At 42.8% G+C, this 13482-nt stretch carries 18 protein-coding genes; 16 read left to right on the top strand and 2 right to left on the bottom strand.

From position 1 onward, the window contains the following. The first annotated feature begins 31 nt into the window (after positions 1 to 31). The 6 genes from V6259_RS16730 to V6259_RS16705 are packed head-to-tail and all read left to right on the top strand — an operon-like array spanning position 32 to position 4469. Positions 32 to 1063: an NAD(P)H-dependent glycerol-3-phosphate dehydrogenase gene (locus tag V6259_RS16730; RefSeq protein ID WP_341585526.1), complete on the top strand. Its 1032-nt coding sequence runs from the start codon at positions 32 to 34 to the stop codon at positions 1061 to 1063. Then, entirely contained in the window at positions 1056 to 1334 is a 279-nt protein-coding gene (locus tag V6259_RS16725) for a DUF4389 domain-containing protein (RefSeq protein WP_133012198.1), read from the top strand. Before V6259_RS16730 ends, V6259_RS16725 begins: the two co-directional genes overlap by 8 nt. Then, a complete protein-coding gene (gene sixA, locus V6259_RS16720) occupies positions 1327 to 1803 on the top strand; it encodes a phosphohistidine phosphatase SixA (RefSeq protein ID WP_341585498.1) in 477 nt (158 codons plus the stop codon). Before V6259_RS16725 ends, sixA begins: the two co-directional genes overlap by 8 nt. A gap of 36 nt (positions 1804 to 1839) precedes the next feature. Then, on the top strand, positions 1840 to 2700 hold the full coding sequence (locus tag V6259_RS16715) for an alpha/beta fold hydrolase (RefSeq protein ID WP_133012200.1): 861 nt from the start codon (positions 1840 to 1842) through the stop codon (positions 2698 to 2700). A gap of 33 nt (positions 2701 to 2733) precedes the next feature. Continuing rightward, entirely contained in the window at positions 2734 to 3531 is a 798-nt protein-coding gene (locus tag V6259_RS16710) for a DUF4892 domain-containing protein (RefSeq protein WP_341585497.1), read from the top strand. Between the two features lie 11 nt (positions 3532 to 3542). Then, positions 3543 to 4469: a patatin-like phospholipase family protein gene (locus tag V6259_RS16705; RefSeq protein WP_341585496.1), complete on the top strand. Its 927-nt coding sequence runs from the start codon at positions 3543 to 3545 to the stop codon at positions 4467 to 4469. A 22-nt stretch (positions 4470 to 4491) separates the two neighbouring features. Here V6259_RS16705 and V6259_RS16700 read toward each other — a convergent pair whose 3' ends face one another. Beyond that, entirely contained in the window at positions 4492 to 5085 is a 594-nt protein-coding gene (locus V6259_RS16700; RefSeq protein WP_341585495.1) for a Maf family protein, read from the bottom strand. A gap of 119 nt (positions 5086 to 5204) precedes the next feature. On the opposite strand from V6259_RS16700, the gene V6259_RS16695 reads away from it, so the two are divergent. The 7 genes from V6259_RS16695 (at position 5205) to fabF (ending at position 10326) form a co-directional block, all read left to right on the top strand. Further along, entirely contained in the window at positions 5205 to 5750 is a 546-nt protein-coding gene (locus V6259_RS16695; RefSeq protein ID WP_240537062.1) for a YceD family protein, read from the top strand. Between the two features lie 19 nt (positions 5751 to 5769). Then, entirely contained in the window at positions 5770 to 5949 is a 180-nt protein-coding gene (gene rpmF, locus V6259_RS16690) for a 50S ribosomal protein L32 (protein ID WP_133012204.1), read from the top strand. Between the two features lie 11 nt (positions 5950 to 5960). Beyond that, positions 5961 to 6914 (top strand): fatty acid synthesis protein, encoded by a 954-nt coding sequence (locus tag V6259_RS16685; RefSeq protein ID WP_133012205.1) that lies wholly within the window; start codon positions 5961 to 5963, stop codon positions 6912 to 6914. Beyond that, positions 6911 to 7834 (top strand): ACP S-malonyltransferase, encoded by a 924-nt coding sequence (fabD, locus tag V6259_RS16680; RefSeq protein ID WP_341585494.1) that lies wholly within the window; start codon positions 6911 to 6913, stop codon positions 7832 to 7834. Before V6259_RS16685 ends, fabD begins: the two co-directional genes overlap by 4 nt. Before the next feature lie 42 nt (positions 7835 to 7876). Continuing rightward, on the top strand, positions 7877 to 8611 hold the full coding sequence (fabG, locus tag V6259_RS16675) for a 3-oxoacyl-ACP reductase FabG (protein ID WP_133012264.1): 735 nt from the start codon (positions 7877 to 7879) through the stop codon (positions 8609 to 8611). A gap of 136 nt (positions 8612 to 8747) precedes the next feature. Then, positions 8748 to 8981: an acyl carrier protein gene (gene acpP / locus V6259_RS16670; protein WP_133012207.1), complete on the top strand. Its 234-nt coding sequence runs from the start codon at positions 8748 to 8750 to the stop codon at positions 8979 to 8981. Positions 8982 to 9084: 103 nt separating this feature from the next. After that, on the top strand, positions 9085 to 10326 hold the full coding sequence (fabF, locus tag V6259_RS16665; RefSeq protein WP_341585492.1) for a beta-ketoacyl-ACP synthase II: 1242 nt from the start codon (positions 9085 to 9087) through the stop codon (positions 10324 to 10326). Positions 10327 to 10368: 42 nt separating this feature from the next. Here fabF and V6259_RS16660 read toward each other — a convergent pair whose 3' ends face one another. Next, on the bottom strand, positions 10369 to 10776 hold the full coding sequence (locus V6259_RS16660) for a PA2817 family protein (protein WP_133012209.1): 408 nt from the start codon (positions 10774 to 10776) through the stop codon (positions 10369 to 10371). Positions 10777 to 10835: 59 nt separating this feature from the next. Between V6259_RS16660 and V6259_RS16655 the strand changes: the two genes are divergently transcribed. The 3 genes from V6259_RS16655 to queF are packed head-to-tail and all read left to right on the top strand — an operon-like array spanning position 10836 to position 13355. After that, positions 10836 to 11750, top strand: coding sequence for an ABC transporter ATP-binding protein (locus V6259_RS16655; protein ID WP_133012210.1), 915 nt, complete (start codon positions 10836 to 10838; stop codon positions 11748 to 11750). A 5-nt stretch (positions 11751 to 11755) separates the two neighbouring features. Beyond that, positions 11756 to 12529, top strand: coding sequence for an ABC transporter permease (locus V6259_RS16650; RefSeq protein WP_133012211.1), 774 nt, complete (start codon positions 11756 to 11758; stop codon positions 12527 to 12529). 10 nt (positions 12530 to 12539) lie between these two features. After that, positions 12540 to 13355, top strand: a complete 816-nt coding sequence (queF, locus tag V6259_RS16645) for an NADPH-dependent 7-cyano-7-deazaguanine reductase QueF (RefSeq protein ID WP_341585491.1) — start codon at positions 12540 to 12542, stop codon at positions 13353 to 13355. The last annotated feature ends 127 nt before the right edge of the window (positions 13356 to 13482 follow it).

Raw genomic sequence — 13482 nt, 5'->3', positions numbered from 1 at the left:
TTAGGTGTTATATTTTTGAAGAGAAGGGATGATGAAAAAACAATCAGTATGTGTATTGGGTGGTGGTAGTTTCGGCACCGCATTGGCTAATATCATGGCGAACAACGGTCATCAAGTAAGTCAATGGATGCGTAACGAACAGCAGGTTGAAGAGATTAATTTGACCGGGCTGAATAGTCGTTACTTGCCGAATGCGCCCTTGCATCAAGAATTGTTAGCCACTAGTAATTTAGAACAGGCGATCAAGGAAAGTGACACTATCTTTGTTTCTATTCCGTCGAAGTCTTTTGAACAAGTTGTTGAGCGTATTGAGCCGCTATTAACGGCAGATAAAATACTCATTAGTACGACCAAGGGATTTAATCCAAATCGTTTTGAACTTATGAGTGATATTTTGCGTCGTAACACAGTGACGCAAAAGATTGGCGTGCTAAGTGGTCCTAATTTAGCAAAAGAAATCGCTGCTGGACACATGACGGGTTCGGTTATTGCGAGTGCTGATGAGTTGGTGCGGGCGCGTGTTATTGAATTGTTAAAATCCCCTACATTTCGCGTTTATGAAAACACTGACAGCACCGGAGTCGAGCTGGCTGGCGCGCTAAAGAATATTTACGCTATCGTCTGTGGTTTGGCAAAAGCTTTGCAGGTGGGTGAAAATACCATGGCAATGATTATGACGCGAAGTTTGGCAGAAATGAGTCGCTTTGCGGTGCATTTTGGTGCCAACCCGATGACGTTTCTTGGTTTGGCAGGAATGGGTGATTTGATAGCTACCTGTACGTCACCGTTAAGTCGTAATTATCGGGTGGGCTATTTCATTGGTTCAGGAAAAAATTTACAAGCCGCCATCGAAGAGATTGGTGAAGTGGCTGAAGGGGTGAATACATTGCGCATGGTGATAGAAGAGGCTAAAAAACATGGCCTTTACATGCCATTGGCAGAAGGCTTATCTAAGCTTCTTTTTGATAATGAAAAATTGGAAACGCTAATCGAATCTATGATGACTGGCGAACAAAAATGGGACGTCGAATTTGCGACGTATGAGGAGAATAAGCATGGCTAAACCAGGTTACGCAAACCAAGGGTTCTGGTTTCGATTAATTTTTATGTTGTTTTACTGGTGTGTGCTCAACGTGGCTATCACCGTTTTTGGTATCTTAGTCATTGTCGTTAGCTTAGTGAGACTGCTCTCTCGTTCAGAGCCCGCGACGGTATCGACTTGGTTGCGCAGCGTAGGAGTGTTTGTCCGTCAGATTATTGACTTCCTTTCTTACCGTGAAGAAGAAAAACCTTTTCCGTTCCAGCCTTGGCCGAAAGGTACAAAGGATGAGTAAGAAGAGACTGTATGTTTTACGCCATGGTAATGCATTTGCTCATGGTTATGAACGAGACGATCTTCGTGAATTGACTCCAGAAGGAGTGGATGAAGTGAAGCAAACGGCCCGCGCTTTTAAAGAGCGTGGAGAGCGCTTAGATGCGGTGTTTGTGAGTCCTTATGTGCGTGCACAGCAAACGGCAGACTACTTCTTAGAAACCTTGGGTCAGGTTGGGTTGGTGGCGCAGTCATGTCCGCTTATTACGCCAAGTGGTAAAGAGTTGGATGTGGCTTTGTGGTTGAACGATCAAACAGCCGATTCTATATTGTTGATCACTCACCAGCCCTTTGCGCACCAATTGGTTGAGTTGTTGTGCGATGAGCCATTGTCGTCCCGTTTCGCTATGACAACAGCGGCATTGGCGGCGGTTGAAGGTGAGTTGTTTGCTACGGCGTGCTGTCAGTATCGCTGGGCAATTGCTCGCTAGTAAGTTGTGAAAAACGTTATAAAAAAGGACGTAAGTATGGGGCGGGATGTTGTTTTTAATTTGGCGCATACCAATATAGCCGGCATTCAACGGTTATCGCAGAATCCCTCGGCATTAAGGGTTTTGTCTTTGCATGGCTGGCTCGATAATGCCGCTAGCTTTCATTCTCTTTCCCCGCATTTTTCAGACTTTCATCACAGTGCATTAGACTTTGCAGGGCATGGTTTTTCTGATCATCGCCCACAAGGTAGTTTTTATCACCTCTGGGATTATGTATTAGACACGGTCAGTGTATTGAATCTCTCCAGCCAAAGTAGTTGGTTGGTGGGGCATAGTATGGGTGGCGCTGTGGCCATGATGGTGGCTGCGATTGTACCAGAAAAGGTACGGGGCTTAATTATTCTGGATAATATGGGGCCACAGACAAATAAGCCAGAAGACCGGGTAGCCACTCTGCAAAAATCTATCCGTAAAATGGCTAAGTATCGCTTGGATCGCTTTTCTCAATACCAGTCAAAAGAAGATATGGTGCAGGCGCGAATGAATGGTTTTACTTCTTTGTCTCATGAGGCGGCCTCCTTGTTGGTGGAGCGTGGGGTACGCCAACAAGAAAGTGTTTGGTCATGGCGACATGATGGCAAACTGACATTTCCTTCGCCATTTCGTATGGATGAGGCCAGTGTCGAGGCTTTTATTTCAGAAATCAAATGTCCGACATTAGCGTTAGTGGCTGAGCAAGGTATTTATAAGGATTCTGTTTCTTTGGTTGAAAAACGAGCCAGTCAATTTCCGTGGATTACGCTTAAATGGCTGGCTGGCAACCATCATTTTCATTTAGAACCGGAAACAGCGACGTCTGTTGCTGAAGAGATACAGGCATTTATTGATCTTAATTAATGATGGCGTTCTAATAAAAAAGGTAGGTATAACATGATCAGAATTAAGCAGGTGATGGTGGCTTGTTTTGCATTAGTCGTCACGTATGCCTTTGCCGATATTTCACATGTCGAGGCTTATCGCGGTGCTCAATTAGTTAAGAGTGACACCCAAGAAAATCAGTCGTTAGAAATTCCTCTTGGCAAAATTCAGCGCTCAGGCCGAGGTTGGGAGCCTGAGTCTGTATTGCGCGTCAAAGGGTCGGTGTTTCGTTCGCTTTATAAAATCGAGCGCAACGTGCCCCTAGAATCTGTCTTTGCTTACTACAAGGAGGCACTGCTTGCGCGCGGCCAGAAAGTGGTCTTCGAGTGTGAGAGTCGTAGTTGTGGAAGCAGCAATGCGTGGGCTAACAATTTTTTTAAGAATTATTTGTTGTACGGTGCAGACGATAGTCAGCTATTGATGGTAGTGCAGGATGATCATGATGATTATCAGATGATCTACATTAATCGTCGTGGTGCTGGCGATATCATGGTACGACTGGACAGTATTGCTTTGATGGCCTCGCAAGGCTCTGAGTTTGAGGTTGTTGCACAAATGGCGGTGGATGATTTTCCTAGAATTCGTCGTTTTCTGCGTGATTTACCGAGTGGTCAGCAGGTAGTCGGCTTTGTAAGTAGCAAAAAATCAGGGTCCGTGTCTTCGATTGAGCAAGGTGATCGTTATATTGAAGCGCTAACTTCTGGCATCGGCATTCAATTAAGCCGACAGGTGCGTTTTATTAATGTAGCGGATATGGGGCGTGATGTACTGGGTCATAATCGTGTTTCGTTTGTGTATGTATCCCCTTAATTGGATTGGTTATGAAGAAGACGGTGTCCCTTGTTCTGGGTAGTGGTGCGGCGCGCGGAAATGCACATATAGGTGTTATACAGGCAATACAGGAGCGAGGTTACGAAATTATTAGTGTATCCGGCTGTTCTATTGGTTCTGTCATTGGTGGTGTGTTTGCTGCAGGTAAGTTGGAAGATTATAGTGAGTGGGCGCGTGGGCTTGATAAAGTGCGTGTGCTGCGAATGCTAGACATGTCTTTTCGACATGGTGCCTATATTAAGGGGGATCGATTTTTTCAAGTTATCTCGGATATGATTGGCACTCCAAATATTGAAACACTTCCAATTCCCTTTACGGCGGTGGCTGTTGATTTGTTAAATCAGAAAGAGTTTTGGTTTAACAAAGGTAGCTTGATCGATGCGATGAGGGCTTCTTCGGCCATACCTTCCATTGTTGCACCGGTTCAGCTGAATAATCGGGTGTATGTCGATGGTGGTGTGCTTAACCCATTGCCGATTATTCCAAGTGTTTCGGCAGGTGCTGATTATATTATTGCTGTTGATTTGAATGGCCCAGCACAAGAGCTAACGACAGAAACATTGGTCGAAAAAAGTAATGAGCCAGAATGGTGGTCAAGCGTAAAAGGTCTGTTTGGTAAACAGCGAGCAGACGACGAGCTTGAAGTGCGCAGTGTTAATAAGAATAGTCCTGAGACCTGGGGAAGGTTGCAAACCATTAATATGATGTTTGAAACCATGCAAGAATCGCTGACGCAATATAAGCTGGCAGGTTACCCGCCAGACTTATTGATTTCAATTCCTAAAGATTTTGCCGCTTTTTATGAGTTCTGGCATGCTGCTGAGCTAATTGACTTTGGCTACGATGTCGCTACTAAAGCGCTTGCAGAGCTAGAGTCTCCTAAAGAAACTTTCTATTCATTCCCAAAAGGCTACTAATTATTGGCTAATTATTTTTATTTTAATGGTTAGCCAGTGGATTAATGTCATGCTCTCTGAGCATGCTGCAGAGCTGAATTAATGGTAGGCCAATGAGGCTGTTAGGGTCATTGCCTTCCATTTTTGTAAATAAAGCCACGCCTAATCCTTCGCATTTAAAGCTTCCTGCACAATCAAGTGGAAGTTCAATGTCTATGTAATTCTCAATTTCCATTAAGCTAAGTGTTCTAAAGAAAACATGATACTCACTCAAGTGATATTGGTATTTCTCAGTTTTAGAATCTAGCACGCATAAGCCTGTCAGAAAGGAGACTTTTTGGCCGCTAAAGTTAAGCAGTTGCTGGACGGCATTTTTTTTTGTTTTAGGCTTGCCTATTGTGTTGTTCCCTACGACGGCGACTTGATCAGAAGCGATAATAAGATTGTTTTTATCGGGGTAAGTTGCCTGTACTTTTTTTGCTTTTTCAACAGAGAGTCTTTTGACGAGTTCTATGGGAGTTTCATTGTCAAAAGGGGTTTCATCTATCTCAGGTGAGCAACACTCAAATGACAAATTGAGGCGTTCAAGCAGTGCTCGTCGATAGGGTGATGAGGAGCCTAGTATTAAGTTTTTCATTATAGATAAATCATTGATTAATGGGGTTGGGTGGGTATTTTACGTATTTTTTGCTTCGAAAGTGAAAAACAGTAAAAAAAAGGCTCTTAAATGCAGTTAGACTTTGACAAAACGGGCAAGTGTCCATATTATTTGCCGCCATGTTGAATGACCTATTACCTAAATATTTTGACCCTCGTAAATACGCTCACCATGAGTCAGCGATTGAAGGGTACTTGCACCTTAACCAGCTTAAGGAGCTTAGTGCTGTCTTGGCGTCAGATGAGGGTGATGCGTATATTCATCTAGACTTTAGAGTTGATGAGGATAGGCGCTACATTGCTACTGGCATACTGAAAGCGACTGTGCAGGCTGTTTGTCAGCGTTGTATGGAAGCAGTACCTCAGGAGCTATCGATAGATTTATCACTGGCCTTTGTTTATGACGAAGATCATGCGAAAAATATACCGAGTGATTACGACCCTGTTGTCATGACCGATGGTGACGTAATCCTAGCAGATATGGTTGAGCAAGAAATTATACTTGCTTTACCGATTGTCGCTTATCACGAAGAAAGTGGTTGCAACCCAACAGCTGTAAAGTATGCCTCGTCTACCGATGACGCACCGGATGACGAACAAAAACCGAATCCATTTAGTATATTGGCTAATTTAAAGGCCAAGTAATAGTTAGGAGCTCCAAGAAATGGCAGTACAAAAAAGTAAAGTGACTCGTTCACGTCGCGGCCAACGCCGTTCACATGATGCATTGACTAGCGCAACTCTATCTGTAGAACAGACTACTGGTGAACTTCACCGTCGTCATCATATTTCTGCAGATGGTTTTTACCGTGGTCGTCAAGTTATCACCCCTAAAGGTGAGTAACTAATTTACCCATGATCAGGGTAGCATTAGACGCGATGGGCGGGGACTTAGGTCCCCGCATTGCATTTGAAGGAGCGCTCCAAGTTCTTTCCCAGCATAATGATGTAGAGATAGTGCTCTATCATTCCCCAGATTTTAGCTCATTTGTTGAGCCTTCCATTCTTTGTGATCATTTATCCTTAGTTGCTTGTTGTGATGTCGTAAAGGCAGATGAAGATATTGTTCTTTCTCTTTTTCGACGCCGTGAAAGCTCGCTTTATAAATCTTTATATAGTTTAAGTGTAAAAGAAGTGGATGTGGTTGTTACACTTGGGAATACAGGGGCGATGGTTGCTCTAGCTAGGCATATCTTAGGTGTTATCCGACCTAAATTATATCCGGCACTGATTCGTGAGTTGCATTCTAATCCGCTGCGCTGTTTGGTTGATTTAGGGGCAAATGTGCATTGTTCACCTTCTATGCTTGAGGGGTTTTCAGAGTTAGGCGCTGCTTATGTTGAAGCGTTAAGCAATGAAAAGCCAAAAGTCGGTTTGCTTAATGTGGGTGTTGAAAGTTCAAAGGGCAGTTCTGTTGTTCGTAAGACTGATGTTATTTTGTCAGCAAAGAAATGGCCTCCCTACTTCGGTTATGCCGAAGGGTCGGAATTATTTCACGGTGAAAAGAATGTCATTGTGTGTGATGGGATGGTTGGTAACGCGGTATTAAAGGCGTCCGAAGGGTTGCTGTCGTTTTTGATGGGGCAATTTAAGGCGCAGGGCGGAGATCAGTCGCTATTTGAGACTTTTTACCAAACCAAACGACGTCATGGGGCTTGCCTTGTGGGTGTTGGTGGAAATTTGGTAAAAGGTCACGGTGGATCGGATCTACAAGCTATGATCGGCGCGATTGAGTATGGAATTGATATTGCGAGAGCGAATTTGTGTGAAACAATTTGCAAACGTCTTAATAATGAGGAAATGAAATGAATAATGCATTGGCTTTTGTTTTTCCTGGGCAAGGCTCTCAACAGTTAGGCATGTTGGCTGATTTGGCTGAGAAACATGACATTATTCAGCAAACTTTTGCTGAAGCATCTGGCGTTCTGGGTTATGACTTGTGGGCGCTAGTCCAAGGTGATGTGGAAAAGCTAGGGCAAACAGATAAAACTCAGCCAGCACTGCTAACAGCAAGTGTTGCATTGTGGCGCCTTTGGGAGCAACAAGGTGGTGCAAAACCTGCTTATGTTGCTGGCCACAGTTTGGGTGAATATTCTGCTTTAGTTTGTTCAGGTGTCATGGCGTTTACGGATGCTGTTGAGCTGGTTAAACTGCGCGGTGAATACATGATGCAGGCCGTTCCTGCGGGTGAAGGCGCAATGGCGGCCATCATTGGCTTGGCTGATGATAAAGTGATAGCGGCTTGTGAAGCTGCTCCTGGTATTGTTAGTGCGGTTAACTTTAACTCTCCTGGTCAAGTTGTTATAGCGGGTCATGTTGCTGCGGTTGAAGCGGCTATGAGCAATGCGAAAGAAGCAGGAGCTAAAAGGGCATTACCTTTACCTGTTAGTGTGCCTTCTCATTGTGAATTAATGATTCCTGCTGGAGAAAAATTGGCCGTGAAGCTTGCTTCTATCGAATTTAAAGCGCCTAACTGTACTTTGGTGCAGAATGTCAGTGCAAAAGCGGTATCTGATGCGCAAACGATAAAAGCCAACTTGGTTTCACAATTGAGTGAACCTGTGCTTTGGACTCAATCTATTGAGTTGCTATCAGGTTTGGGTGTTACAACGACATTTGAATGCGGTCCGGGTAAGGTTTTGAGTGGTTTGAATAAAAGAATTGTAAAAGGTTTGACGGCTTCTTCGTTAGGGGATGTCGCTGGATTTGAGGCAGCGTTGTCTGCTTAAATGATATTTGTGTAAGTTTAGATAGAATAATTGGAGACAATGATGAGTCTGGAAGGCAAAATAGCGCTGGTTACTGGTGCAACTCGCGGAATCGGCAAAGCAATTGCTTCTGCTCTTGTTGCGCAAGGTGCGACAGTGATTGGTACGGCGACGAGTGAATCCGGTGCGCAAAGTATTAGTGAGTATCTTGGTGAAAACGGTAAAGGTTGGGTTCTTGATGTATCGTCGAGTGAATCTGTTGATGCCGTAATCAAAGAAATTAATGCCGAGTATGGCGCGCCAACTATTTTGATTAACAATGCCGGCATTACTCGTGATAATCTAATGATGCGAATGAAGGAAGATGAGTGGGATCAAGTGATCAATACGAACCTTACCTCAGTTTTTCGTGTTACAAAGGCTTGTTTACGTGGTATGACCAAGGCAAAATTCGGTCGTATTATTAGTATTAGCTCTGTCGTTGGTTCTATGGGGAATGGTGGTCAAACAAACTATTCTGCAGCCAAGGCTGGGTTGGAAGGGTTTAGTCGCTCATTGGCGACTGAAATTGGATCTCGAGGCATCACAGTAAATTGTGTTGCTCCAGGATTCATTGAAACGGATATGACTAAAGTGCTTCCTGAAGAGCATAAGGCGAAGTTGGTAGAAAAAGTACCGGCTTCACGCCTTGGTCAACCAGAAGAAATTGCGGCAGCTGTCGCGTTTTTAGCGTCCAATGGCGCAGGTTACATCTCCGGAGAAACATTACATGTCAATGGAGGCATGTATATGTCGTAATTTGAGTTGAATTTTATATTTAATTCAACGAAAATACATCTCCGGTTCATGTTGAGAATCACGCCTTTTATTTTAGGTAGTTGGACATTAAAATACGCTCAAAATGAGCTATTAACGAGTAGAGTAGGAACTTCTAATGAGTAGCATTGAAGAACGCGTCAAAAAAATCGTTTGCGAACAACTTGGTGTTAAAGAAGAAGAGGTTGTTATGTCAGCTTCTTTTGTTGATGATTTGGGTGCAGATTCCCTGGACACTGTTGAATTGGTTATGGCTCTTGAAGAGGAATTTGATACTGAAATTCCTGATGAAGAAGCTGAAAAAATCACTACAGTACAAGCAGCGAACGACTACATCAACGCTAACTTGTAATACTTGGTGAATTGAGTTTCCCGAAAAGCCGCTTGTATTCTATACAGCGGCTTTTCTTATTATTAAGTCCCTGTGAAATGGGGCTGTCTACTGGAGGAATCCTATGTCTCGTCGTCGGGTTGTAGTCACAGGTATGGGAATGGTGACACCCCTTGGCAACAATGTGAAAGATACGTGGGATAACGTATTGGAAGGCAAAAGTGGGGTTTCTGATATTACCTCGTTTGATGCTAGCCAATTTTCCACTCGTTTTGCGGCACAGGTAGAAGGTTTTGATGCTACTCAATATATGAGTGCTAAAGAAGCTCGCAAGATGGATCTTTTCATTCAATACGGGATTGCTGCCGCGGTACAAGCGCTGGACGATGCAAACCTGAATGAGCAAACTGTCGATTTAAATCGGGTAGGTTGTGCTATAGGTTCTGGCATTGGTGGATTACCGATGATTGAGAAGAATCTTCACCTCCTAAACGAGTCTGGTCCAAAACGAATTTCACCATTTTTTGTACCAGGTGCGATAATTAATATGATTTCTGGTCATGTTGCGATTCGATTTGGCTTTAAAGGGCCAAATATATCGATTGTAACAGCATGTACAACAGGAACTCATAATATTGGCATGGCAGGGCGTATGATTGCCTATGGTGATGCGGACGTCATGATTGCAGGTGGTGCTGAAATGGCCATCACACCTTTGGGTATTGGTGGCTTTGGTGCAGCAAGAGCGTTATCGACACGTAATGACGATCCTAAAACAGCAAGTCGTCCATGGGATAAAGACAGAGATGGCTTTGTTATGGGGGATGGTGCTGGCATTCTTGTGCTTGAAGAGTATGAACATGCGGTTGCGCGTGGGGCAAACATTTACGCTGAGCTAGTAGGTTTCGGCATGAGTGATGATGCTCATCACATGACTGCGCCACCTGTATCCGGTGACGGCGCTATTGCCGCCATGCGAGCGGCATTAAAAGATGCAAATCTTGGACCGCACGAAATTGATTACATTAATGCCCACGGTACTTCTACCTCAGTGGGTGACCTAGCAGAAAGTTATGCGGTTAAATCGCTTATGGGGGCAGATGCGTCCGATGTGGCGATGAGCTCAACTAAATCTATGATAGGTCATTTGTTGGGAGCATCAGGCGCAGTAGAGTCTATTTTCTCTATATTGGCGATTCGTGATCAAGTCGCGCCACCCACAATTAACTTAGAAGAACCAAGCGAAGGTTGTGATTTAAACTATGTTCCTTCTACGCCGCAAAAGCGTAAAATTGACGTGGTATTAAACAATTCTTTTGGGTTTGGTGGTACCAACGGGACGTTAGTCTTTAAGAAAATGTCTTGAGTGATATTAGGGCAGAATCATCTGCCCTGATTAGTTCACTTATCAATGTATTTGTTTGATATCGCCTCTTAGTGATCTGATTTCTTGTGCGATATCGTACTCTTTTTCTTCAGAGTCTAAAGCGTAGAGGCGTTCTTCTAGTTGCTGGTATAATGCTATTTCTTCATCGCCTAAAAAATGAAGACATTCGCCGCCTATAAACCATAACAATTCTCGCTTTATAAGCGGAACCAAATTAGCGTAGCAACGGATGAATTGAGCTAGAAGCTCTTGTCCGTCAAATATGTAGTGGGTGTCGTTGGCTTGTATATTCAGGGAAAGTTGATCCCATTTCTCTAAGAAGTCAATATCTTCTTCAGCCAGGTCTGGTTGGTCAAATGGAGAGTGCTCTGAAATACGCTGACGTAATTCTGTAAAAGCATTAAAGATGTATTGATTACGTGATTCCACAAAAAAACCTATTCAAAAGTAACGATTAAGTTGGCAATAGCCGAACGAGACTCATAATTATGACATATGCAATCGAAATAAGTGACCTAAAAAAACGCTATGACGGTGGATTTGAAGCGCTTAAAGGTGTCTCCTTAAAAATAGAAAAAGGTGATTTCTTTGCTTTGCTTGGTCCCAATGGGGCTGGGAAATCAACGACTATCGGTATTCTGTGCTCTTTAGTGAATAAAACGTCTGGTAAGGTGTCTATTTTTGGTACGGATATCGACGATGATTTTGCAAAAGCAAAAAAATATCTTGGTGTTGTGCCACAAGAATTTAATTTCAATGTTTTTGAGTCTGTTTTTAACGTTGTTGTTACTCAGGCGGGTTTTTATGGCATCAGCAAAGAGGTTGCTGAAGTACGGGCTGAAAAATATTTAAAACAGCTAGGGCTTTGGGATAAAAAAGATGACCAATCTCGCATGCTGTCAGGCGGTATGAAACGTCGTTTAATGATTGCTCGTGCGCTGATTCATGAGCCAGAAGTTTTGGTATTAGATGAGCCTACGGCTGGAGTAGACATTGAGCTGCGTCGTTCTATGTGGGACTTTATTAAAACCTTGAATGAGCAGGGTACCACTATCATTTTAACCACCCACTATTTAGAAGAAGCAGAACAGCTTTGTCGTAATATTGCGATTATCAATGGTGGTGAAATTGTTGAAAATACAAGTGTAAAAGCACTTTTGAAAACCTTGGTTCAAGAAACCTTTATTTTAGATCTAGATAAAAGTGTAACAGCAGATTGGGGTGTACCTGGGTATACAGTGACGCCAATTAATGACTTTACTACTATTGAAGTTGTGGTGACTAAAGGTCAGTCATTGAATGTTGTTTTTAATTTGTTGGATGCTCAATCAATCAATGTGCTGAGCATGCGCAATAAATCTAATCGACTTGAAGAGCTCTTCGTCAAACTTATTAAGGGTTAATGTTAATGAATAACGCTGAAATCTTTATCGCTTTTTATACCATTCTTCGTCGTGAAATCCGACGTTTTATGCGCATTTGGCCGCAAACTTTATTGCCGCCTGCAATAACAATGTCATTGTATTTTGCTATTTTTGGGCATTTTATTGGCAGCCGTATTGGTGAAATGGGTGGTTTTAGTTATATGCAGTACATTGTGCCAGGTTTGATTATGATGTCAGTTATTACTAACTCCTATTCAAATGTGTCTTCTTCGTTTTTCTCTGCGAAATTTCAACATAGTATTCAGGAATTACTGGTGTCGCCAACGCCAAATTGGGTTATTTTGGTTGGTTATGTACTGGGTGGTGTCGCTCGTGGCTTGTGTGTCGGCTTAATTGTCACTCTGTTGTCATTATTTTTTACCCACCTTACTATACAAAATGTATTTTTAACCGTTGCCGTTATTTTCTTAACGGCGATTTTGTTTTCTTTAGGCGGTTTTGTTAACGCCATTTATGCGAGAAGTTTTGACGATGTATCTATCGTACCGACGTTTATATTAACGCCACTGACCTATTTGGGTGGCGTGTTTTATTCTATCGATTTACTTCCTGATTTTTGGCAAAACTTGTCAATGTTAAACCCCGTTTTATATATGGTAAATGCGTTTCGCTTCGGTATTCTTGGTGTGTCGGATATCAATGTATACTGGGCGTTAGTGATTGTGTGTTTGTTTATTGCAGTATTGTTCTCGTTTGGCCTACATTTGCTAAACAAGGGCAGTGGAATTCGTAATTGAGGAAATGAATATGGGTTTTTTGCCCTTAGGTCAGCAAACTGAGTATGTTTCTGAGTATGATGCAGGGTTGCTTTACCCCATTGCTAGAGTTGATAAATGGACCGAAATGGGGATAGAAGCTGAGCGTCTTCCTTTTTTTGGAGAAGATATTTGGAATGCGTATGAAGTGTCTTGGTTAAACTCAAAAGGAAAGCCTATTGTCGCATTGGCAGAATTTCGTTTGCCTTATAATTCGCCAAATATTATTGAGTCTAAATCGTTTAAACTCTATCTAAACTCATTGAATCAAATGCGTTATGATTCTTTAGAAGAGATTCAGGCGCTGCTTGAGAAGGATTTATCAAACGCAGCAGGTTCAGCAGTGACCGTTATTCTGCGCGATGTTGATTCAATGTCTGCGCTTGTGGTCTTAACGCCTGACTACTGTATAGATGAATTAGATATAGACGTAGCTGAATATCACCCCAACACGGATTTGTTGGCGATTGATGAGTTGTCGGGTGTGGTTGAAGAAAGATTGGTTAGCCACCTTCTTAAATCAAATTGCCCAGTAACCAATCAACCAGATTGGGGGTCGGTATTTATTGATTATAAAGGCCCTAAAATTAATCACGAGCAGCTACTTAAATACGTCATTTCATTTCGTGAGCATACGGATTTTCATGAGCAGTGTGTTGAGCGTATTTATATTGATATTATGCGGATGTGCCAGCCAGAAAGTCTAATTGTTTATGCGCGCTATGTCAGACGTGGAGGGTTAGATATTAATCCTTATCGCTCTTCTATGCCGCTAATGCTGGGCAACGATCGCTTGACTCGTCAGTAAAGTGAGCGTCCGGGCATCACCACCTAGGCAAGCTCAAATTATTATCTATTACTTTTTTTCATTTCTGAGTGGCGTAAAACGACAAGTGGATCTAAGGTTATAGATAGACAGAGAGCAAGGGATTGTT

The organism is Marinomonas sp. TI.3.20 (assembly GCF_038155025.1).
Taxonomy (GTDB): Bacteria; Pseudomonadota; Gammaproteobacteria; order Pseudomonadales; family Marinomonadaceae; genus Marinomonas; species Marinomonas flavescens.
Note: the sequence above shows the minus strand (reverse complement) of the source record. Positions and strands in the feature narration are given on the sequence as shown.